Here is a 22,268-nt window from a genome sequence, read left to right on the forward strand (position 1 = left end):
GTTCCATATTTCCTCCATTTTTCCGCTGTGTTACCTGACTAAACTAGTATCATTCCCCGAAAGAGCTTCAGGATGAGAACGTATAACGATGAAAGGCAGTAACAAATCCCGCTGGGCAATTGCCGCAGGTCTTTTTGTGGTGGTCCTTGCCGCCGCCTGGTACTGGCACAGCCAGTCCGCGAACTCCACGGCTCCCGCAGGCGCCAGCAGCCCGTCTCAGCGCCCGGCGGGCGGGGGTCGCCAGGGTATGCGCGGCGGCGCGCTGGCGCCGGTGCAGGCGGCAACGGCGGTGAATAAAGCGGTACCTCGTTATCTCACCGGGCTTGGAACCGTAACCGCCGCCAATACCGTCACGGTGCGCAGCCGCGTGGACGGCCAGCTGATGGCCATTCACTTCCAGGAAGGTCAGCAGGTGAAAGCCGGGGATTTGCTGGCCGAAATCGATCCAAGCCAGTTTAAGGTGGCGCTCGCGCAGGCGCAGGGGCAGCTCGCGAAAGATAAAGCCACCCTTGCCAACGCCCGGCGTGATTTAGCCCGCTATCAGCAGCTGGTCAAAACCAACCTCGTGTCGCGTCAGGAGCTGGATACCCAGCAGTCGCTGGTCAGCGAGTCTCAGGGAACCATTAAGGCCGACGAGGCCGCGGTCGCCAGCGCCCAGCTGCAGCTCGACTGGAGCCGGATCGTCGCGCCGATTGACGGGCGCGTCGGCCTGAAGCAGGTGGATATCGGCAACCAAATTTCCAGCGGCGACACCACGGGCATCGTGGTGATCACCCAGACGCATCCCGTCGATCTGGTCTTTACCCTGCCGGAAAGCGACATCGCCACGGTGGTGCAGGCGCAGAAGGCCGGAAAAGCGCTGGTGGTGGAAGCCTGGGATCGCACCAACAAGAAGAAGCTGAGCGAAGGCACGCTGCTGAGCCTGGATAACCAGATCGATACCACCACCGGCACCATCAAGCTGAAAGCACGCTTTAACAATCAGGACGATGCATTGTTCCCGAACCAGTTCGTTAATGCGCGAATGCTGGTTGCGACCGAGGAAAACGCGGTAGTCATCCCAACGGCGGCCCTGCAAATGGGCAGTGAAGGCAACTTTGTCTGGGTGCTCAACGGCGAAAACAAGGTTAGCAAGCATCTGGTGAAAACCGGCATCCAGGACAGCCAGACGGTGGTCATCGACGCCGGGCTTTCTGCGGGTGACCGCGTCGTGACCGACGGTATCGACCGCCTGACCGAAGGCGCGCAGGTCGAGGTGGTGGAAGCCCGGACCGCGGGAGCAAAATCCTGATGCAGGTAATGCCGCCGAGCTCTACAGGTGGGCCTTCACGCCTGTTTATTTTACGTCCTGTCGCAACGACCCTGCTGATGGTGGCGATCCTGCTGGCCGGGATCATTGGCTACCGTTTTCTGCCCGTGTCGGCGCTGCCGGAAGTGGACTACCCGACCATTCAGGTTATCACGCTCTATCCGGGCGCCAGCCCGGATGTGGTCACGTCCGCCATCACCGCCCCGCTGGAGCGCCAGTTTGGCCAGATGTCTGGCCTGAAGCAGATGTCCTCCCAGAGTTCCGGCGGCGCGTCGGTGGTGACGCTTCAGTTCCAGCTTACGCTGTCGCTGGACGTTGCCGAGCAGGAGGTGCAGGCCGCCATTAACGCCGCCACCAACCTGCTGCCGTCTGACCTGCCGAACCCGCCGGTCTACAGCAAGGTCAACCCGGCGGATCCGCCGATCATGACGCTTGCCGTGACGTCGTCCGCTATGCCGATGACGCAGGTGGAAGACATGGTCGAAACCCGCGTGGCGCAGAAGATTTCGCAGGTCTCCGGCGTGGGGCTGGTAACGCTCGCGGGCGGCCAACGCCCCGCCGTGCGCGTTAAGCTCAACGCCCAGGCCATCGCCGCGCTGGGGTTGACCAGCGAAACCATTCGCACCGCCATCAGCAGCGCTAACGTCAACTCGGCGAAAGGCTCGCTGGACGGCCCTGACCGGGCGGTCACCCTCTCCGCCAACGACCAGATGCAGTCCGCCGATGAGTACCGCCAGCTGATTTTGGCCTATCAAAACGGCGCGCCGATCCGCCTTGGCGACGTGGCTACCGTTGAGCAAGGGGCCGAAAACAGCTGGCTCGGGGCGTGGGCCAACGGGCAGCAGGCAATCGTCATGAACGTGCAGCGCCAGCCGGGTGCGAACATTATTGATACCGCCGACAGCATTCGCACCATGCTGCCGCAGCTGGTGGAAAGCCTGCCGAAGTCGGTCAGCGTGAAGGTGCTTTCGGATCGCACCACCAACATTCGCGCCTCGGTCACCGACACCCAGTTTGAACTAATGCTGGCGATTGCGCTGGTGGTGATGATCATCTACCTGTTCCTGCGTAACGTCCCGGCCACCATTATTCCTGCCGTCGCGGTGCCGCTCTCGCTGGTCGGCACCTTCGCGGTGATGGTGTTCCTCGACTTCTCCATCAACAACCTGACGCTGATGGCGCTGACCATCGCCACCGGGTTCGTGGTGGATGACGCCATCGTGGTTATCGAGAACATCTCGCGCTATATCGAAAAGGGCGAAAAACCGCTGGCCGCCGCGCTGAAAGGGGCCGGTGAAATCGGCTTTACCATCATCTCCCTGACCTTTTCGCTGATTGCGGTGCTGATCCCGCTGCTGTTTATGGGCGATATCGTCGGCCGCCTGTTCCGCGAGTTTGCCGTCACGCTGGCGGTCGCCATTCTCATCTCCGCCGTGGTGTCGCTGACGCTCACGCCGATGATGTGCGCCCGCATGCTGAGCCATGAGTCCCTGCGCAGGCAAAACCGCTTCTCCCGCGCCTCTGAGCGGATGTTCGAGCGCGTTATTGCCGCCTACGGCCGCGTGCTGGCGAAAGTGCTGAACCATCCCTGGGCAACGCTCGGCGTGGCGCTGGGAACGCTGGCGCTCAGCGTGATGCTGTGGGTATTCATCCCGAAAGGCTTCTTCCCGATTCAGGATAACGGCATTATTCAGGGCACGCTTCAGGCGCCGCAGTCGGTCTCCTTCGCGAACATGGCGCAGCGCCAGCAGCAGGTGGCGGAGATCGTCATGAAGGATCCGGCGGTGGAAAGCCTGACCGCCTACGTGGGCGTGGACGGCACTAACCCGGCGCTGAACAGCGCGCGCCTGCAAATTAACCTCAAACCGCTCGATGACCGCGACGACCGGATTAACGCGGTGATTGAGCGCCTGCAAAACGCCGTGGCGCGGGTGCCGGGCATTGAGCTGTACCTGCAGCCGATTCAGGATTTAACCATCGATACCCAGGTAAGCCGCACGCAGTACCAGTTCACGCTCCAGGCCACCTCGCTCGAGGCCCTGAGCACCTGGGTGCCGCAGCTGGTCGACAGGCTGAAGGCGCTGCCGCAGGTTTCTGACGTCAGCAGCGACTGGCAGGACAAAGGGCTGGCGGCCTACGTCAACGTCAACCGCGACACCGCCAGCCGCCTGGGCATTACCATGTCCGACGTGGATAACGCGCTGTATAACGCCTTTGGCCAGCGCCTCATCTCCACCATCTATACCCAGGCAAACCAGTACCGCGTGGTGCTGGAGCACAACACGGAAAATACGCCGGGGCTGGCCGCGCTGGACTCGGTACGCCTGACCAGTAAAGACGGCGGCATAGTGCCGCTAAGCGCCATCGCGACGGTGGAGGAGCGTCATACCCCGCTGTCGATTAACCATCTCGATCAGTTCCCGTCCACCACCATTTCCTTCAACGTGCCGGACGGTTATTCGCTGGGCGAAGCGGTGGAGGCTATTCTGGGCGCAGAAAAAGCGCTCAGCTTCCCGTCCGACATTCAGACCCAGTTCCAGGGCAGTACATTGGCGTTCCAGGCCGCGCTGGGCAGCACCGTCTGGCTGATTGTCGCGGCGGTGGTGGCGATGTATATCGTGCTCGGGGTGCTGTATGAGAGCTTTATCCATCCGATCACTATTCTCTCCACCCTGCCGACGGCGGGCGTGGGGGCGCTGCTGGCGCTGATGCTGGCGGGCAGCGAGCTGGACGTGATCGCGATAATTGGCATCATCCTGCTTATCGGGATCGTGAAGAAAAACGCCATCATGATGATCGACTTTGCCCTTGCCGCCGAGCGCGAGCAGGGCATGGCGCCGCGCGAGGCTATCTTCCAGGCCTGCCTGCTGCGCTTTCGTCCGATCCTGATGACTACCCTCGCCGCCCTGCTGGGCGCGCTGCCGCTGATGCTGAGCACCGGCGTGGGGGCGGAATTGCGCCGTCCGCTGGGTATCGGCATGGTCGGCGGCCTGCTGGTGAGCCAGGTGCTGACGCTGTTCACCACGCCGGTCATTTACCTGCTGTTTGACCGTCTGGCGCTGTGGACGAAAAGCCGCTTCCCGAAACGTGAAGAGGAGGCGTAAGTGAAGTTTTTCGCCCTCTTCATTTACCGCCCGGTGGCGACCATATTGCTCTCCGTCGCCATTACGCTGTGCGGCGTGCTGGGCTTCCGGCTGCTGCCGGTGGCGCCGCTGCCGCAGGTGGATTTCCCGGTGATCATGGTCAGCGCCTCGCTGCCGGGCGCGTCGCCTGAAACCATGGCCTCGTCCGTTGCAACACCGCTTGAACGGTCGCTTGGGCGCATTGCCGGGGTCAACGAAATGACCTCCAGCAGCTCGCTGGGCAGCACGCGTATCATCCTGGAGTTCAGCTTCGACCGGGACATCAACGGCGCGGCGCGTGACGTGCAGGCCGCGATCAACGCCGCGCAAAGCCTGCTGCCGAGCGGCATGCCGAGCCGCCCAACCTACCGCAAAGCCAACCCGTCCGATGCGCCGATCATGATCCTGACGCTCACCTCGGAGACCTACTCTCAGGGCGAGCTGTACGATTTTGCCTCCACGCAGCTGGCGCAGACCATTGCCCAGATTGACGGCGTGGGCGACGTGGACGTCGGCGGCAGCTCCCTGCCCGCCGTGCGCGTGGGGCTGAATCCGCAGGCGCTGTTTAATCAGGGCGTGTCGCTGGACGATGTGCGCTCCGCCATCAGCAGCGCCAACGTGCGCAAGCCCCAGGGGGCGATTGAGGACGGCAGCCACCGCTGGCAGATCCAGACCAACGACGAGCTGAAAACCGCCGCCGAGTATCAGCCGTTGATTATTCACTACAACAACGGCGCGGCGGTGCGCTTAAGCGACGTCGCCAGCGTTACCGACTCGGTGCAGGACGTGCGTAACGCAGGGATGACCAACGCCAAACCGGCGATTTTGCTGATGATCCGCAAGCTGCCGGAAGCCAACATCATCCAGACGGTGAACAGCATCCGCGCGCGCCTGCCGGAGCTGCAGGAAACCATTCCGGCGGCGATCGATCTGCAGATTGCACAGGACCGCTCCCCCACTATTCGCGCCTCGCTCGAAGAGGTGGAGCAAACGCTGATTATCTCCGTGGCGCTGGTGATCCTGGTGGTGTTTCTGTTCCTGCGCTCGGGTCGCGCCACGCTTATTCCCGCCGTTGCGGTCCCGGTGTCGCTGATAGGCACCTTTGCCGCCATGTACCTGTGCGGCTTCAGCCTCAACAACCTGTCGCTGATGGCGCTGACGATTGCCACCGGCTTTGTGGTGGATGACGCCATCGTGGTGCTGGAGAATATCTCGCGCCATCTGGAAGCAGGCATGAAGCCATTGCAGGCGGCGCTTCAGGGAACGCGCGAGGTGGGCTTCACGGTGCTGTCCATGAGCCTGTCGCTGGTGGCGGTATTCCTGCCGCTGCTGCTGATGGGCGGCCTCCCCGGACGGCTGCTGCGTGAATTTGCCGTTACCCTCTCGGTGGCAATTGGCATTTCGCTGGTTATCTCGCTGACGCTCACGCCAATGATGTGCGGCTGGATGCTCAGGCGCAGCAGGCCGCGCTCCCAGCCGCGCCGCAAAGGCTTTGGTCGTTTCCTGATGGCGATGCAGGAGGGCTACGGCCGGTCGCTGAAGTGGGTGCTGAACCACACGCGGATGGTCGGGCTGGTGCTTATCGCCACCATTGGGCTTAACGTCTGGATGTACATCACCATCCCAAAAACCTTCTTCCCGGAGCAGGATACCGGGGTGCTGATGGGGGGCATTCAGGCGGACCAGAGCATTTCGTTCCAGGCGATGCGCGGCAAGCTCCAGGACTTTATGAAGATCATCCGGGAAGATCCGGCCGTGGACAACGTGACCGGCTTTACCGGCGGCTCGCGCGTCAACAGCGGGATGATGTTTATTACCCTTAAGCCGCGCGGCGAGCGTAACGACACCGCGCAGCAGGTGATTGACCGCCTGCGGGTGAAGCTCGCCAAAGAGCCGGGGGCAAACCTGTTTCTGATGGCCGTTCAGGATATCCGCGTCGGCGGTCGTCAGGCTAACGCCAGCTACCAGTACACCCTGCTCTCGGACGATTTATCCGCCCTGCGCGAGTGGGAGCCGAAAATACGTAAAGCGCTGGCCGCGCTGCCGCAGCTGGCGGACGTGAACTCCGACAGCCAGAACAACGGCGCGGAGATGGCGCTCACCTACGATCGTGAAACCATGGCGCGGCTGGGCATTAACGTCGAAGCGGCTAACAGCCTGCTTAACAACGCCTTCGGCCAGCGCGAAGTGTCCACCATCTACCAGCCGATGAACCAGTATAAGGTGGTGATGGAGGTGGATCCGCGCTACACCCAGGACATCAGCGCGCTGGACAAGATGTTTGTCATCAACAGCGAAGGCAAGGCGATTCCGCTGTCGTACTTCGCCAGCTGGCAGCCGTCGAACGCGCCGCTGTCGGTGAATCATCAGGGGCTTTCTGCCGCCTCGACCGTGTCGTTTAACCTGCCGACCGGCTCGTCGCTTTCTGAGGCCAGCGATGCCATCAACCGCGCCATGACCCAGCTCGGGGTGCCCTCCTCCGTGCGCGGCAGCTTTGCCGGTACGGCGCAGGTCTTCCAGGAGACCATGAACTCGCAGGTCATTTTGATTCTGGCGGCGATTGCGACGGTCTATATCGTGCTGGGCGTGCTTTATGAAAGCTACGTGCATCCGTTAACCATTCTCTCAACGCTTCCTTCAGCGGGCGTGGGGGCGCTGCTGGCCCTGGAGCTGTTCGGTGCGCCCTTCAGCCTCATCGCGCTTATCGGGATCATGCTATTAATAGGTATTGTGAAGAAAAACGCGATTATGATGGTCGACTTCGCGCTGGACGCCCAGCGCAACGGCAACCTCACGCCGGACGAGGCGATATTTCAGGCCTGTCTGCTGCGTTTTCGCCCGATCATGATGACTACGCTTGCGGCGCTGTTCGGTGCCCTGCCGCTGGTTATTTCCGGCGGTGATGGCTCTGAGCTGCGCCAGCCGCTGGGGATCACCATCGTTGGCGGGCTGGTGATGAGCCAGCTGTTGACCCTCTACACCACGCCGGTGGTCTATCTGTTCTTCGATCGCCTGCGGCTGCGTTTTTCGCGTAAAAAGAGAACCACGGTGGCCGAGTAAATGACCGAACTCCCCGGTAACGTTCGCTGGCAGTTGTGGATAGTCGCGTTCGGCTTCTTTATGCAGTCGCTGGACACGACCATCGTTAACACCGCCCTCCCCTCGATGGCCAAAAGCCTGGGGGAGAGCCCGCTGCACATGCATATGGTGATTGTCGCCTACGTGCTGACGGTCGCCGTGATGCTGCCCGCCAGCGGCTGGCTGGCGGATAAGGTCGGCGTGCGGAATATCTTCTTTACCGCCATCGTGCTGTTTACCGCCGGGTCGCTGCTGTGCGCTCAAGCCAATACCCTCGATCGGCTGGTGATGGCGCGCGTGCTGCAGGGCGTCGGCGGCGCGATGATGGTGCCCGTCGGGCGTTTAACGGTGATGAAAATTGTTCCGCGCGAGCAGTATATGGCGGCGATGACCTTCGTCACCCTGCCCGGTCAGGTTGGCCCGCTGCTCGGCCCGGCGCTGGGCGGGGTGCTGGTGGAGTACGCGTCCTGGCACTGGATTTTCCTGATCAACCTTCCGGTCGGCATCATCGGCGCGATTGCCACCCTGATGCTGATGCCGAACTACAAAATGCAGACCCGGCGCTTCGATTTCTTCGGCTTTATCCTGCTGGCTGCCGGGATGGCAACGCTCACCCTGGCACTCGACGGCCAAAAAGGGCTGGGCATTTCGGCCCTCTCGCTCGCCGCGCTGGTGGGGCTGGGAATTACCGCCATCCTCTGGTACCTGTGGCATGCCAGAGGCAACGAGAAGGCGCTGTTCAGCCTGAAGCTGTTTAAAAACCCCACCTACCGTCTGGGGCTGCTCGGCAGCTTCGCCGGGCGCATCGGCAGCGGTATGCTGCCGTTTATGACGCCGGTGTTTTTGCAGATCGGCATGGGCTTTTCGCCGTTCCATGCCGGATTGATGATGATCCCGATGGTGCTCGGCAGCATGGGGATGAAGCGCATCGTGGTGCAGGTGGTAAACCGCTTCGGCTATCGCCGCGTGCTGGTGGCGTCAACGCTCGGGCTGGCGCTGGTCAGCCTGCTGCTTATGGCCGTGGCGCTGCTGGGCTGGTACTACATCCTGCCGCTGGTGCTGTTTTTGCAGGGGACAATCAACGCCATGCGCTTTTCATCGATGAACACCCTGACGCTTAAGGATCTGCCGGACGAGCTGGCGAGCAGCGGCAACAGCCTGCTGTCGATGATCATGCAGCTTTCCATGAGCGTGGGGGTCACGGTGGCCGGTATGCTGCTGGGTATGTACGGCCAGCAGCATCTCAGCGTCGACACCCCCGTCGCGCATCAGGTCTTTTTCTATACCTATATCAGCATGGCGGTCATTATCGCCCTGCCCGCTTTTATCTTTGCCAGAGTGCCGAATGACGCGACTAAAAACGTCGTGCTCCGCCGCGGCAAAAGGAGTGCACCATGAAATTCTGGCGTCCCGGGATCACCGGCAAGCTTTTTTTAGCCATTTTCGCCACCTGTATTGTTCTGCTGATCACCATGCACTGGGCGGTGCGGGTCAGCTTCGAGCGCGGCTTTATTGATTACATCAAGCACGGAAACGAGCAGCGGTTACAGGGCTTAAGCGACGCGCTGGGCGAGCAGTACGGCCTGCACGGTAACTGGCGTTTTCTGCGCAACAACGACCGCTTTGTGTTTCAAATCCTTCGCTCGCTGGAGCACGATAATGACGACGACCGCCCGGGGCCGGGCATGCCGCCGCACGGCTGGCGCACCCAGTTCTGGGTGATAGACCAGGACAGGCGCGTGCTCGTCGGCCCGCGCTCGCCGGTACCGCCGGATGGTACAAAGCGCGCCATCACCTCGAACGGCGCCACGGTAGGCTGGGTTATTGCCTCGCCGGTCGAGCGGCTGACGCGCAACACCGACATCAACTTTGACCGCCAGCAGCGTCAGACCAGCTGGCTGATCGTCGCCCTCTCCACCCTGCTTGCGGCACTCGCCACCTTCCCGCTGGCGCGGGGCCTGCTGGCGCCGGTTAAGCGTCTGGTTGAGGGTACGCACAAGCTGGCGGCGGGCGATTTCTCTACCCGCGTGGACACCCGCAGTCAGGATGAACTGGGCAAGCTGGCGCAGGACTTCAACCAGCTCGCCAGCACGCTGGAGAAAAACCAGCAGATGCGCCGCGACTTTATGGCTGATATTTCGCACGAGCTGCGCACCCCGCTGGCGGTGCTGCGCGGCGAGCTGGAGGCGATTCAGGACGGCGTGCGGCAGTTCACCCCCGAATCCGTGGCCTCGTTGCAGGCGGAGGTGGGTACGCTGACCAAGCTGGTGAACGATCTGCATCAGCTTTCCATGTCCGACGAAGGCGCGCTGGCCTACCAGAAGGCGCCAGTCGACGCGATCAATATCCTTGAAGTCGCGACCGGCGCGTTCCGGGAACGCTTCGCCAGCCGTGACCTGAAAATCAACCTCTCGCTGCCGGACAGCGCGGTGGTGTTTGGCGACAAAGATCGCCTGATGCAGCTGTTCAATAACCTGCTGGAAAACAGCCTTCGCTATACCGACGGCGGCGGCGCGCTGCATATTTCCGGCAGGCAGGAGAACGGACGCTTTGCCCTGACCTTCGCGGACTCCGCTCCTGGCGTAAAGGATGCGCAGCTGGAAAGACTGTTCGAGCGCTTTTACCGCACCGAAGGTTCCCGCAACCGTGCCAGCGGCGGCTCCGGTCTCGGGCTGGCGATTTGCGTCAACATCGTGGAGGCGCACGGCGGCACCATCCGCGCCGCGCATTCGCCTTTTGGCGGGGTTAGCATTACAGTAGAGTTACCTCTGGAACGGGATTTATCGAGGGAAGCATGACCGAATTACCGATTGACGACAACACGCCGCGCATTTTGATCGTGGAAGACGAGCCTAAGCTTGGGCAGTTACTGATCGACTATTTACGCGCCGCAAGCTATGCCCCGTCGCTTATCAGCCACGGCGACCAGGTACTGCCCTACGTGCGCCAGACGCCGCCGGATTTAATCCTGCTGGATCTGATGCTGCCGGGCACCGACGGCCTGACCCTGTGCCGCGAGATTCGTCGTTTTTCCGACGTTCCCATCGTTATGGTGACGGCCAAAATAGAAGAGATCGACCGCCTGCTGGGGCTCGAAATCGGCGCGGACGATTACATCTGCAAGCCATACAGCCCGCGTGAGGTGGTTGCCCGCGTGAAAACCATTCTGCGTCGCTGCAAGCCGCAGCGCGAACTTCAGGTGCAGGATGCGCAAAGCCCGCTGATTGTTGACGAAAGCCGCTTCCAGGCGAGCTGGCGCAGCAAAATGCTGGACCTGACGCCCGCCGAGTTCCGCCTGCTTAAAACCCTCTCCCACGAGCCGGGGAAAGTGTTTTCCCGCGAACAGCTGCTCAACCACCTGTATGACGACTACCGCGTGGTAACCGACCGCACCATCGACAGCCACATCAAAAACCTGCGCCGCAAGCTGGAGGCGCTGGATGCCGACCAGTCGTTTATTCGCGCGGTGTACGGCGTGGGGTATCGCTGGGAAGCGGACGCGTGCCGGATTACCTGACAGCATTCTCCCCTCACCCTCTCTCCAAAGGGGACTAAAACACCCTCTCCCCTTTGGGGAGAGGGCAGGTTGAGGGGGCCGGGCTTTACCTCCCCGCCCCGCAGCGCTACAATGCCCGCCCTTAAAGTGGGGGATCTCCCCTTACCGCTGCACCTGGTGCACGCGGATCTGACCTGTCATCAGAACGAGAACAAACATGTTTAAACCGGAACTCCTTTCCCCGGCGGGAACGCTGCAAAATATGCGTTACGCTTTCGCCTACGGTGCCGACGCCGTCTACGCGGGCCAGCCGCGCTACTCGCTGCGCGTGCGCAACAACGAATTCAACCACGAGAACCTGCAGCTCGGCATCAACGAAGCGCATGCTCTGGGCAAAAAATTCTACGTGGTGGTCAACATCGCGCCGCACAACGCCAAGCTGAAAACGTTCATTCGCGACCTGAAGCCGGTCGTGGACATGGGGCCGGACGCGCTGATCATGTCGGACCCGGGTTTAATCATGCTGGTTCGGGAGAACTTCCCGGAGATGGATATTCACCTCTCCGTGCAGGCTAACGCCGTCAACTGGGCAACGGTCAAATTCTGGAAACAGATGGGGCTGACCCGCGTCATTCTGTCTCGCGAACTGTCCCTTGAAGAGATCGAAGAGATCCGCACCCAGGTGCCGGATATGGAAATCGAAATCTTCGTTCACGGCGCGCTGTGCATGGCCTACTCCGGCCGCTGCCTGCTCTCCGGCTATATCAACAAGCGCGATCCGAACCAGGGTACCTGCACCAACGCCTGCCGCTGGGAGTACAACGTTCAGGAAGGCAAAGAGGATGACATCGGCAATATCGTACACAAACACGAGCCGATACCGGTTACGAACGTTGAGCCTACGCTTGGCATCGGCGCGCCAACCGACAGCGTGTTTATGATTGAAGAAGCCAAACGTCCGGGCGAGTACATGACCGCCTTTGAGGACGAGCACGGCACCTACATCATGAACTCGAAAGATCTGCGCGCCATTGCGCACGTTGAGCGCCTGACCCAGATGGGCGTGCACTCGCTGAAAATCGAAGGGCGCACCAAGTCTTACTACTACTGCGCCCGCACCGCACAGGTGTACCGTAAAGCCATTGACGATGCCGCCGCCGGAAAACCGTTCGACACCAGCCTGCTGGAAACGCTGGAAGGCCTGGCGCATCGCGGCTATACCGAAGGCTTCCTGCGTCGTCATACGCACGACGACTACCAGAACTACGAGCACGGCTACTCCGTTTCCGAGCGTCAGCAGTTTGTCGGTGACTTCACCGGCGAACGCAAAGGCGCGCTGGCGGCGGTAGCGGTAAAAAACAAATTCACTAAAGGCGACAGCCTGGAGCTGATGACCCCGCAGGGCAACATGAACTTCCGTCTGGAGCATCTGGAAAACGGTAAAGGTGAAGCGATTGAGGTTGCGCCGGGTGACGGACACACCGTGTGGCTGCCGGTACCGGAAGAGGTGGAGCTGGAGTTTGCGCTGCTGATGCGCAATTTTGAAGGTGAAAACACCCGAAATCCGCACGGCAAATAGTCAATCAGCGGGATTTTTTCACGCCGGGATAATTCTTAGAATCGGATCACATACCGCTTCGTTCAATATGGGTATTATCCCCCCGCTGAAAAACATAACCCATAAATGCTAGCTGTACCAGGAACCACCTCCTTAGCCTGCGTAATCTCCCTTACGCGGGCTTATTTTTTTGTTAACTCCTGAAATTCTTCCCCCTGATAAATATGGCGTTGCATTGACCCGGGAAAGGTTTGTGTCAGCATTAGGCGTATCATCTAAGGAAATCGAACGAACAAAGGATCCTAATCACAATTTTTAATGGATTAGAGAGGGATGAACACTATTCGGAACATTCCTAATTTTAAGTGTTAACAGGACCTTTACTCTTGATTTAATAACAGTCAACGTTTCACACGGACGGAGAGATGAAGTGACATTCACAGGACAATTTTCAAAGGATCTTCCAGATTACGAACTCGCACGCAGTCTTGGTCTTGCCTCTGGCGGCGATATAAATTTCACAGCACTTGCAGGTCAACTGGACTGCAGCAGAAATTTTAGCCAGGCCGGGATTATTTACTCAGACGGTACACGTCAGTGGCTAGTAAGGCCATCAAGAAGGATTGCGACACCAAACGAAAGCTCGGTTAGTCATGTAGTCATAACCAAAGTAAATGCCTCACAAGTTAACCCCGTTCACGCAACAACGGCTACGATTCATTCCCCTTCCCTGGCGACTGAAATTGGTTCAACGGCAATTTCCTGCGGAGCCGCAATTCTTACTGTTGTACTTGCGGCAGGGGCCGGTATGGCTATACCTCTCACTGCAGGGTCTTCCGGTGCTATAGCCGCTGTGATTTTAGCCGGTGGTGTAGCAACTGGAATTCAATGTGCAAATGGGCTTGGCCGACTATCGTTGATTGCTATGAATCATGATGACTACGTTGCGTGGATGGACTCCCAGGAGTGGTATACAGCAACCAACACAGCCCTGGATGCGATTTCTCTTGCCGGGGCTGCTGCGGGTCTAAAAAGCGCTGCATTAACATATCGCCTTCTTAACCGTTCATCGTCTGAGAGTTTGCTCTCCTTATTACAAAAAATGAGCCGGGCCGACCGTACGCGATTAACAGAGGAGATTATTCGTATCCGCAATCCCGGCATCTCGAATTCAGGTGTAAAAGCAGCAATGAAGGCAGGCGTGTATCCCAAACGTTATCCGTCAGAAGCGTTGCAGTTGCTCTTACAGCGTGAGTTGCTGAACACCATTTCAAATTCCTCTGCCTTCGTTGGAAGTGCCATCTCAGGAAATATCAGAAATCCACAGAATGTTGCACAAACGGGTAAATACATTTTTGGTTTAATTCAGTCTTTTTCATTTACAGGAAGTTATTGACCCGTCCATGATGAAATACATTAAAGATAGCCTTGCATTAAGTGCTTTGGTTAAAAGTAAAATGGCGACCGATGATCTCAACCAGCTTGAAACATTAAAAGAACAGTTAAAAGATCGGTTCGGCGTTCCTGTGGGCGTCCATATGACCGGAATTCCTTTGGCAGTGAGCACGTTACTGGCTATTTTTTGCTACGCCATGCTGCAAGTGTCCCTCTGGTTATTGCTGTTTCGCTGGCTCGGCTTACCCGAATTTAAGGTTATGATGGGAGTATTCATTGCAGCGATTGTGTATTGCCTGGTAGTGATGAGCACGATGTTTCTGACTACACGAGGTTCTTTACCTGGATATAAACTGCATATTTTCGTCATTACGCTGACAGGCATAATGAGCATCATTTATTTCATCTGGACGGGGATTTCGCTTTTATTCGGCCCTGTTGAGAACTACACACCGCAAATAACCTCTTTGCTGGGGCTGGGATGTTTCTTTCTGAACATTATGTGGATGAATTCATCGATTTTTTACCGCTCCATTGCGCTAACGCTACATAATCGGGTCTGGCGTAAGCAGCTCAAAATCGAGGCAAGGCCAATGTCACACCTCAAACGTTGACCACAATAGTCAATTGAGCGGCAGTAGTGTGCACTGTAAGCGCTACGGGGTTCTTTAGTCGATTTCAAAGCCCTTACGCGGGCTTATTTTTTGCCTTTCATCCTGTTCTTACCCGCTTTTTCCCTCTCTGGGATACACTCTTTCTATAGCTAAAAAAGGGAGCAACCCGGATGGCAACCTATCCAGACAGTTTATTAATTCTTAACGGCAAGAGTGCAGGCAACGATCTGCTGCGCCAGGCGATTACCGAATTGCGTGAAGACGGAGCATGCATACACGTGCGGGTAACGTTTGAAAAAGGCGATGCGGCGCGCTACATCGACGAGGGCATCAGGTTAGGTGTTCAGACCATCATTTCCGGCGGCGGCGACGGAACGATCAACGAGATCGCCGGTGCGCTCATTGACCTCAACGCCGCAGCTCGCCCGGCGATGGGGATTTTACCGCTCGGTACCGCCAACGATTTTGCCACCAGCGCCGGGATGCCAGAAGACGTCGGAAAAGCGCTACAGCTGGCAATTCTCGGTAAGGCTACCGCCGTCGATATTGCTCAGGTGAATGAAAAAACCTGCTTTATCAATATGGCGACGGGCGGTTTCGGCACCCGCATTACCAGCGAAACGCCGGAAAAACTTAAAGCCGCGCTGGGCGGCGTTTCGTATCTCATCCATGGCCTGATGCGCATGGATACGCTCAGGCCCGACAGCTGTGAGATCCACGGTGAAAACTTCCACTGGCAGGGCGACGCGCTGGTGATTGGTATCGGCAACGGGCGGCAGGCGGGGGGCGGTCAGCAGCTTTGCCCGGAAGCATTGATCAACGACGGTCAATTACAGCTGCGTATTTTTACCGGCGACGGGCTGCTGCCAGCGCTGTTCACGACGCTGACGCAGCCGGAGGAAAGCCCAAATATTATCGACGGGAAATCCGCGTGGTTTGAGGTGATTGCCCCGCACGGTATGACCTTTAACCTCGACGGGGAGCCGCTGAGCGGAGAGCGGTTCCGCATCGAAGTTTTGCCCGGAGCGCTGCAGTGCCGGCTGCCGCCTGACTGTCAGCTGTTGCGCTGATATTTTACCGGGTAGCGGCCTACGCTTTCCCCCCTCAACCCTGCGGGTGAGGGCAACGGATCGCACAAACCTAATACACCGCCACCTCCCGCGCCATCTCGCGGGAGTACTGCTGGCTGGCATTGACCAGCATCCTCGTATAGTCGGTCTTCGCTTTCCCGGCGACCAGCTCGTCTACCGTCAGGCTTTCGAGAATTTTGCCGTACTGCATCACCGCCACCTTCCGACACAGATGGGCAATCACGCCCAGATCGTGCGTCACCATCAGGTAGGTCAGATTCGACTCACGCTGGAGCTCCGCCAGCAGGTTAAGGATCTCCGCCTGCACGGAAACGTCCAGCGCGGAAGTCGGTTCATCCAGCAGCAGCACCTGCGGCTCCAGAATCAGCGCCCGGGCAATCGCCACGCGCTGGCGCTGTCCGCCTGAAAGCTGATGGGGATAGCGGTCACGAAAGGCGCGGTTCAGCCCCACTTTATCCAGCAGGGCGTGAACGCGCCGATCCCGGTCTTTTATACCGTGAATGTGGAGCGGCTCTTCAAGAATATCGCCGATGGTGTGGCGCGGATGCAGCGAGCCGTACGGATCCTGAAACACCATCTGTACCCGACGACAGCGTTCACGGCTTATGCGCTTTTCCAGCGGCCTGCCGTCAATCGCCAGTTCGCCCTCCCAGTGGGTAAATAGCCCGGCAAGGCATTTCAGCACGGTAGTTTTGCCCGAACCGGACTCGCCCACCAGGCCGTAAATATCCCCTTCCGCAACGCTAATACTCACATCATCCAGCACCTGATTGCGCTTATCGCCCTCGCCAAACGTCAGGTTGAGGTGTTTTATCTCGATCATCTCTGCTCCTTACTCGGTGAGCCAGCTGGCCTGACGCTGCAAAACCGGCAGCGTCGGGCGGCGATGGTTGATTTCCGGCAGCGCGCTAATTAAGCCCTGAGTATAGGGATGCTTCGCGTTGTGCAGCTCCTTCGCGGCAATCGACTCCACCACCCGTCCGGCGTACATCACCAGCACCCGGTCGCAGAAGCTGCGCACAAGGTTGATGTCGTGGCTGATGAAGATCAGCCCCAGACCGCGGGACTGCACCAGGTCGTCGAGCAGGCCCAGCACCTGCAGGCGAACCGAAACGTCCAGCGCCGAAGTGGGTTCGTCGGCAATAACCAGCTCCGGATCGGTGATAAGCATCATGGCGATCATGATGCGCTGCCCCTGCCCGCCGGAAATCTCGTGCGGATAGAGGTGGTAAACCCGCTCCGGCTGGCGGATACGCACCACGTCGAGCATCTCCAGCACCTTCGCTTTGGCTTCAGCCTTGCGCCCGGGGTGATGGGTCAGCCAGGCTTCAGCAATCTGATCCCCCACGCACACCACCGGATTGAGGGAATACTTCGGGTCCTGCATGATCATCGAAATCCGCTTGCCGCGAATGCCGCGCATCTGCGCCTCGCTGACGGTGCGAAGATCGACATCGCCGAACTGCATCCGCTCGGCGCGGATCTGCGCTTTGGCCGGATGCAGGCGCAGCAGCGCCCGTCCGACGGTGGATTTACCGGAGCCAGATTCGCCAACAATCGCCAGCTTCTCGCGTCCGAGCTGGAAAGAGACGCCGCGCACCGCGTTTGTAACTGCGCCGCCGTTGATGAAATCGACGTGGAGGTCGCGCACGTCGAGCAAGGTGTTATTCGCTGCGGGGATCGAGGATGTCACGTAGGCCATCTCCTAAGAAGTTGAACGCCAGGCTGTTAATCAGGATCGCCAGCCCCGGAATAGTTACCACCCACCAGCACTCCATCATGTAGGTACGGCCGCTGGAGATCATCGCCCCCCACTCCGGCTCTGGCGGCTGCGCGCCGAGACCGAGGAAGCCCAGTCCGGCCGCGGTGAGGATGATCCCGGCCATGTTCATGGTGATACGAATAATCACCGACGGCAGGCACAGCGGGACGATGTGGCGCCACAGCACGCGCGCGGGGGACGCGCCCTGCAAACGTACGGCGGAGATAAAATCGGCCTGCCGCAACGAGAGCGTTTCGGCGCGCGCCAGGCGCGCAATCGGCGGCCAGGCGGTGAGCGTAATGGCAATCACCACGTGCTCCAGCCCCGGCCCGAGCGCCGCGACAAACGCCAGGGCTAGCACCAGGCTCGGAAACGAGATAAAGATATCGGTGACGCGCATCAGTACCGCATCAACCTTGCCGCCGAAGTAACCTGCGGTCACGCCCAGCAGCAGCCCCAGCGGACCGACGGTGACGGAGACCAGCAGCACGATATAAAGCGTAATGCGCGCGCCGTACACCAGCCGGCTGAAGATGTCGCGACCAAACTCGTCGGTGCCGAACCAGTGCTCTGCATTCGGCGCGACCAGCGCGTTGTTAAGATCCTGCACCAGCGGATTGTACGGGGCGATCAGCGGGGCAAACGCCGCCACAATCAGCAGCAGCAGGATAATCCCGCCGCCGATGGCGGTGAGCGGGTTGCGCGCCATTCTGCCGACAAAGCTGGCGGCACGCCCCAGCGCGCGTCTGATACGCTGGCGGCTTTCGGACTGCCCCGCCCCCAGCGGCGTATCCAGCGAAACGGTCATGATTTCGTCCTCGGATCAAAGAGTTGATACAGCATGTCGGAGAGCAGGTTGAGCATCACGAAGATAATCCCCACCAGCAGCACGCAGCCCATCACCGCGTTCATATCCCCGAGCAGCAGGCTGCCGGTCAGATAAGAGCCGAAGCCAGGCCAGGAGAAGACGGTTTCAATCAGCACTGCCCCCTCAAGCAGCGAGCCGTAGGCCAGCGCCACCACCGTCAGGAGCTGAACGAGAATGTTGCGGAACGCGTGGTTCCAGATCACCTGACGTTCGGTTAAGCCCTTCACCCGCGCGGTAATGATGAACTCCTGCGACAGCTGCGCCAGCATAAAGCTGCGCGTCATGCGGCTGATGTAGGCCAGAGAGTGGAAGCCAAGCAGCGACGCGGGCAGCACCAGATGGTTAATGGCGTTCCAGAACACCGCGCTGTTTCCTGCCAGCAGCGCATCCACCGTCATCAGCCCGGTGCGACGCGGCACTAATCCCTCCAGCCCGAGATCGAGACGCCCTGCGCCGCCTACCCAGCCAAGCCAGGCGTAAAAGAGCAGCAGCCCCATCATCCCGACCCAGAATATCGGCGTGGAATAGCCCGCAAGGCTGATGATGCGCACCACGTAATCCGAAACGCTGTTGCACCGCGCCGCCGCCAGTACTCCCAGCGGAATCCCTAAGCCCGCGCCGACGATAATCGCCATTGTCGCCAGCTCCAGCGTCGCCGGGAAGACGCGCAGGATATCGGCGGTGACCGGTTTGCCCGTCAGCAGCGCGTTGCCCAGATCGCCCTGCAGGAGATTGCTGAGGTATATGCCAAACTGCGTCAGCAGCGACTTGTCGAACCCCAGCTGGTGATACACCTGCTGATAGGTGCTGTGATCGGCATCCGGGCCGACAATCGCCAGCACCGGATCGACGGGCATCACGCGGCCGATGAAAAAGGTCAGCAGCAGCAGGCCGAACAGCGTTACCACCACCTGCGTCAACCGCTTAGAGAAGCGCCGGGTCCGGGAGCCGGGCGCGAGGATCGCCGCACTCATTGTTCACCTCCGGTTTTGTAGACCTCACGCAGGAACGTGGTTGCCGACGGGTGCGACTGGAAGTTCTTAACCTCGTTACGCACCACCACCGAATCCACCATCTGCGACAGGGGGATCATCGCCGGGATCAGCGCGTCGTAGCGCACCTGGATCCGCTGGTAGTCGGCGATCTGTTTTTTCGGGTCGCGCTCCAGCAGGGCCCTGTCGATCATCTCGTTGAGCGGCTTGTCATAGAAGCTGGTGCGCCAGCCCTGGAAGTTGGTCAGCCGGGCCTGGTCACTGTTGTCCGGGTTATAGACCAGCGCGCGCAGGCTGGAGTGCGGATGCGGCTCAACCCCGCTCCCCCCGCGCCCCACCAGCATGTCGAACCTGCGCTCGCGCATCGCGCCGTAGATCTGGTTCCCGGTGCCGGTGATGATTTTGGCGTTGATCCCCGCCTGCATCAGCGTCGACTGCACGGCGATGGCGATATTCAGGAAAGGCTGATCTGCCAGCACCCGCAGGGTAGTATCAAACCCGTCCGGGTAGCCCGCCTCTGCCAGCAGCTTTTTAGCGCGCGGGATATCCAGCCTGTAGCCCGGGTCCGGCAGCGTGGACGGCATGCCGGCTTTAATCGGGCGCTGGTGCAGCACGCCGTAGCCCGGCATCAGCGCTTTATTGATGCCCTGATAGTCAATCAGGTAACGCACCGCTTCGCGCACCTTCGGGTTGGCGAAATGCGGCTCCTTCATGCTCATCGCCACGTAGTAAACCGTGCCTTTCTGCACGGCTTCGACCGTAAGCTGCGGATCGTTGCGCAGGGCGTTAATGTCCGCCACCGCCATGTTGTTGGCGATGTCGAGGTCGCCCTTCTCTATCATCAGCCTCAGGGTTTGCGACTCCTGAAAATGGCGCAGCACCACGCGGCTCATCTTTGGCGCTTCCCGCCAGTAGTGCGGGTTACGCTGCATGCGCAGCACGTCCTTCGCCTGCCAGGTTTCCAGCATAAAAGGGCCTGAGCCGGCCTCGTTAGTGGTGAGCCAGCGGTTGCCCCAGTCGTTGTTTACCGCATGCTGCTGTACCGTTTTGCTGTCGAGCACGCCGAGGTTGCCCAGCGCGCCGAGAGAGTAAATCACCAGCTGCGGATCGTTAGGCTTAGGCAGCTCAATCTGGACGGTCCGGGCGTCGGGCGCGCTGATTTGCCTGTCGATGTTTTGCTTAGAAAAGCCGTAGGATTTCCACACCGACGCCTGGGCGAGGTTAAGGTGCAGCAGACGCCGCATCGACCACACCACGTCCTCCGCCATCAGCGGATTGCCGGAATGGAATTTTACGCCGTCGCGCAGGTGGAAGGTCAGGGTTTTACGGTCCGCAGAAATATCCCAGGACGTTGCCAGCGCGGGCCTGACGTTGGTGAGGTCGTTCGGATCCAGCTCCACCAGCGAATCGTAGAGATTAACCACAATGCCAACCACTTCGTTACCGGTCATTGCCGCCGGATCGAGGGTCAGCAGATTGTTCATATTCATGCCGATGATGAGCTGGTCGGGCGGCGTTTTCGCATACGCAGCCCCGCTCCCCATCATCAGCGAGAGCGCGAATAAGCACGCCCCGGCTAAGGAAGTTCTTTTCATGTATATATCGCCTGTAGGGTACGTTTTTTTAGCTGTCAGTCGTGGCTGACGGTATTGGCTTCGATATATGCAAAATTAATGTCTTCGCCCAGTCCGGGGCGGGTCGGCAGGCTGACCATGCCGTTTTCATCCATCGGGTCGACCAGGCTGTTGAGGTACGCCGCCGGTTCGTCGTAGTCGAGGAACGGGTGCAGCAGGCCGCGCTCGTACCAGCGGCAGTTTTTAATGGCACCAATCACCGCCAGGCTTGCCGCCCCGTTACCGTGGATTTCGCAGTCCATGCCGAAAGACTCCGCAAGATTCGCCACCTTTAGCGTCGGTGAGATGCCTCCCACGCCGTTTGCCCCGGCGCGCAGGATGTCGCACGCCCCGGCCTTCACCCAGTCCGCGCGGCTGTGATGTTTCCCGCCCAGGCTTTCCGGTCCGATAATCGGGATCGACAGGTTCTCCGCCAGCCACGCGTAGGAGGCCATGCTCTCCTCTTCCATTGGCTCTTCAAACCAGGCGAAGCTGAGCTTTTCCAGCTCTTTGCCGATGTACAGCGCCTCGGTGCGGCTGTACCAGTGGTAGCCGTCAATCATCAGGTCGATATCCGGACCGACCGCTTCGCGCACGGCGGCGCAGGCTTTGACGTCCATCTTCGGATCGGGGGCGAAAGAGACCGGCGGCATCCAGGTGTGCAGCTTGATGGCCTTATAACCGCGCGCCACCAGCTTTTCAGCAAAGCTGGCGTATTCATCCGGCGTGGAAAGCCCGCCCGGCAGATCGTCCCCGCACATGGTGCTGCCGTAGGCCGGAACCCTGTCGCGATAGCCGCCGAGCAGTTTCCAGACCGGCATGTTGAGCTTGCGGCCGATGAGATCCCACAGCGCCTGTTCCACGAAGCCCAGCGCGCGCTCGGTCAGCTGATGCGCGCTCCCCCGCTGCCAGTGCGCCAGGTCCTGCCAGATGCGCTCGCGGTTAAACGCGTCCTGGCCAATCAATACCTTGCGAAAGAAGGTGTTAACCACAAAGGGGCGCACCACTTCCGACGGGGCGAAGGAATACCCTTGCGTGCCATCGTCTGCCGTGATGGTCAGCATCGCCATTCTGGCCAGGCTCTCCGGTCCCGGATGCGAATGCCCGGCGCTGTCGGAGACCCGGCGCGTCGGGTACTGGAAGACGGTGACGTTTACAGATTCAATTTTCATTATCAGTCCTTAACGCGACGGAGGTTCAGACCGGCTCTAATTTTGAAAAGCCGTTTCGAAACTAACTTTAAGCGCAAAATTCATCCACTGCCTTAGACAAATTCCGCTAAGCGCCGACCATTTTTTGTGCATATGCACGGACTGAAGTGACAGTTTTCACAAAAGAGAGGGGAAGTGTGAGGTGGATCGGGAGAAATA

Annotated in this window: 16 protein-coding genes; 10 read left to right on the forward strand and 6 right to left on the reverse strand. The window is 59.6% G+C overall.

Annotated features, from left to right (window positions below):
• Positions 1–88 precede the first annotated feature (88 nt).
• The 10 genes from IM304_RS09530 to yegS all read left to right on the forward strand — a co-directional run bounded on the left by IM304_RS09530 (position 89) and on the right by yegS (position 15,642).
• Complete coding sequence (locus tag IM304_RS09530; protein WP_193355571.1) at positions 89–1,291, forward strand: MdtA/MuxA family multidrug efflux RND transporter periplasmic adaptor subunit; 1,203 nt, start codon at positions 89–91, stop codon at positions 1,289–1,291.
• Positions 1,291–4,413, forward strand: coding sequence for an MdtB/MuxB family multidrug efflux RND transporter permease subunit (locus IM304_RS09535; RefSeq protein WP_193355572.1), 3,123 nt, complete (start codon positions 1,291–1,293; stop codon positions 4,411–4,413). The genes IM304_RS09530 and IM304_RS09535 overlap by 1 nt, the downstream gene beginning before the upstream one ends.
• Positions 4,414–7,491, forward strand: coding sequence for a multidrug efflux RND transporter permease subunit MdtC (gene mdtC / locus IM304_RS09540; RefSeq protein WP_193355573.1), 3,078 nt, complete (start codon positions 4,414–4,416; stop codon positions 7,489–7,491).
• Entirely contained in the window at positions 7,492–8,907 is a 1,416-nt protein-coding gene (locus tag IM304_RS09545) for an MFS transporter (protein ID WP_193355574.1), read from the forward strand.
• The gene (gene baeS / locus IM304_RS09550) at positions 8,904–10,307 is read left to right on the forward strand and encodes a two-component system sensor histidine kinase BaeS (RefSeq protein ID WP_148418254.1); all 1,404 of its coding nucleotides are present in this window, start codon (positions 8,904–8,906) and stop codon (positions 10,305–10,307) included. The genes IM304_RS09545 and baeS overlap by 4 nt, the downstream gene beginning before the upstream one ends.
• Positions 10,304–11,026: a two-component system response regulator BaeR gene (baeR, locus tag IM304_RS09555; protein WP_148418255.1), complete on the forward strand. Its 723-nt coding sequence runs from the start codon at positions 10,304–10,306 to the stop codon at positions 11,024–11,026. Before baeS ends, baeR begins: the two co-directional genes overlap by 4 nt.
• Positions 11,027–11,222: 196 nt before the next feature.
• Positions 11,223–12,584, forward strand: coding sequence for a tRNA 5-hydroxyuridine modification protein YegQ (gene yegQ, locus IM304_RS09560; RefSeq protein ID WP_193355575.1), 1,362 nt, complete (start codon positions 11,223–11,225; stop codon positions 12,582–12,584).
• A gap of 409 nt (positions 12,585–12,993) precedes the next feature.
• Positions 12,994–13,959, forward strand: coding sequence for a hypothetical protein (locus tag IM304_RS09565; protein ID WP_193355576.1), 966 nt, complete (start codon positions 12,994–12,996; stop codon positions 13,957–13,959).
• 7 nt (positions 13,960–13,966) lie between these two features.
• Positions 13,967–14,572, forward strand: a complete 606-nt coding sequence (locus IM304_RS09570; protein WP_022651497.1) for a hypothetical protein — start codon at positions 13,967–13,969, stop codon at positions 14,570–14,572.
• A 170-nt stretch (positions 14,573–14,742) separates the two neighbouring features.
• Complete coding sequence (yegS, locus tag IM304_RS09575) at positions 14,743–15,642, forward strand: lipid kinase YegS (protein WP_193355577.1); 900 nt, start codon at positions 14,743–14,745, stop codon at positions 15,640–15,642.
• 70 nt (positions 15,643–15,712) lie between these two features.
• Here yegS and IM304_RS09580 read toward each other — a convergent pair whose 3' ends face one another.
• Genes IM304_RS09580 through IM304_RS09605 form a run of 6 tightly spaced genes read right to left on the reverse strand, consistent with a single transcriptional unit; the run spans position 15,713 to position 22,070 of the window.
• Positions 15,713–16,486 (reverse strand): ABC transporter ATP-binding protein, encoded by a 774-nt coding sequence (locus IM304_RS09580; protein ID WP_193355578.1) that lies wholly within the window; start codon positions 16,484–16,486, stop codon positions 15,713–15,715.
• A 9-nt stretch (positions 16,487–16,495) separates the two neighbouring features.
• Positions 16,496–17,356, reverse strand: coding sequence for an ABC transporter ATP-binding protein (locus IM304_RS09585; protein ID WP_193355579.1), 861 nt, complete (start codon positions 17,354–17,356; stop codon positions 16,496–16,498).
• Positions 17,328–18,233 carry an ABC transporter permease gene (locus IM304_RS09590; RefSeq protein WP_193355580.1) on the reverse strand — a complete coding sequence of 302 codons (906 nt, stop codon included), beginning with the start codon at positions 18,231–18,233 and terminating at the stop codon, positions 17,328–17,330. Before IM304_RS09590 ends, IM304_RS09585 begins: the two co-directional genes overlap by 29 nt.
• Positions 18,230–19,267 carry an ABC transporter permease gene (locus tag IM304_RS09595; RefSeq protein WP_193355581.1) on the reverse strand — a complete coding sequence of 346 codons (1,038 nt, stop codon included), beginning with the start codon at positions 19,265–19,267 and terminating at the stop codon, positions 18,230–18,232. The genes IM304_RS09590 and IM304_RS09595 overlap by 4 nt, the downstream gene beginning before the upstream one ends.
• Positions 19,264–20,880 carry an ABC transporter substrate-binding protein gene (locus IM304_RS09600; protein WP_193355582.1) on the reverse strand — a complete coding sequence of 539 codons (1,617 nt, stop codon included), beginning with the start codon at positions 20,878–20,880 and terminating at the stop codon, positions 19,264–19,266. Before IM304_RS09600 ends, IM304_RS09595 begins: the two co-directional genes overlap by 4 nt.
• A 35-nt stretch (positions 20,881–20,915) precedes the next feature.
• Positions 20,916–22,070, reverse strand: coding sequence for a mandelate racemase family protein (locus tag IM304_RS09605; RefSeq protein WP_193355583.1), 1,155 nt, complete (start codon positions 22,068–22,070; stop codon positions 20,916–20,918).
• Between the last annotated feature and the right edge of the window lie 198 nt (positions 22,071–22,268).

Source organism: Enterobacter cloacae complex sp. P40C2, from assembly GCF_014930695.1.
GTDB classification, from domain to species: domain Bacteria; phylum Pseudomonadota; class Gammaproteobacteria; order Enterobacterales; family Enterobacteriaceae; genus Enterobacter; species Enterobacter pasteurii.

Bases quoted from the DNA above. Each gene is read 5' to 3' on its own strand.
- IM304_RS09580 (WP_193355578.1), bottom strand. From the start codon at position 16,486: ATGATCGAGATAAAACACCTCAACCTGACGTTTGGCGAGGGCGATAAG.
- IM304_RS09600 (WP_193355582.1), bottom strand. From the start codon at position 20,880: ATGAAAAGAACTTCCTTAGCCGGGGCGTGCTTATTCGCGCTCTCGCTG.
- baeR (WP_148418255.1), top strand. From the start codon at position 10,304: ATGACCGAATTACCGATTGACGACAACACGCCGCGCATTTTGATCGTG.
- yegS (WP_193355577.1), top strand. From the start codon at position 14,743: ATGGCAACCTATCCAGACAGTTTATTAATTCTTAACGGCAAGAGTGCA.
- baeS (WP_148418254.1), top strand. From the start codon at position 8,904: ATGAAATTCTGGCGTCCCGGGATCACCGGCAAGCTTTTTTTAGCCATT.
- IM304_RS09595 (WP_193355581.1), bottom strand. From the start codon at position 19,267: ATGAGTGCGGCGATCCTCGCGCCCGGCTCCCGGACCCGGCGCTTCTCT.
- IM304_RS09530 (WP_193355571.1), top strand. From the start codon at position 89: ATGAAAGGCAGTAACAAATCCCGCTGGGCAATTGCCGCAGGTCTTTTT.
- IM304_RS09535 (WP_193355572.1), top strand. From the start codon at position 1,291: ATGCAGGTAATGCCGCCGAGCTCTACAGGTGGGCCTTCACGCCTGTTT.
- yegQ (WP_193355575.1), top strand. From the start codon at position 11,223: ATGTTTAAACCGGAACTCCTTTCCCCGGCGGGAACGCTGCAAAATATG.
- IM304_RS09545 (WP_193355574.1), top strand. From the start codon at position 7,492: ATGACCGAACTCCCCGGTAACGTTCGCTGGCAGTTGTGGATAGTCGCG.
- IM304_RS09570 (WP_022651497.1), top strand. From the start codon at position 13,967: ATGATGAAATACATTAAAGATAGCCTTGCATTAAGTGCTTTGGTTAAA.
- IM304_RS09605 (WP_193355583.1), bottom strand. From the start codon at position 22,070: ATGAAAATTGAATCTGTAAACGTCACCGTCTTCCAGTACCCGACGCGC.
- IM304_RS09590 (WP_193355580.1), bottom strand. From the start codon at position 18,233: ATGACCGTTTCGCTGGATACGCCGCTGGGGGCGGGGCAGTCCGAAAGC.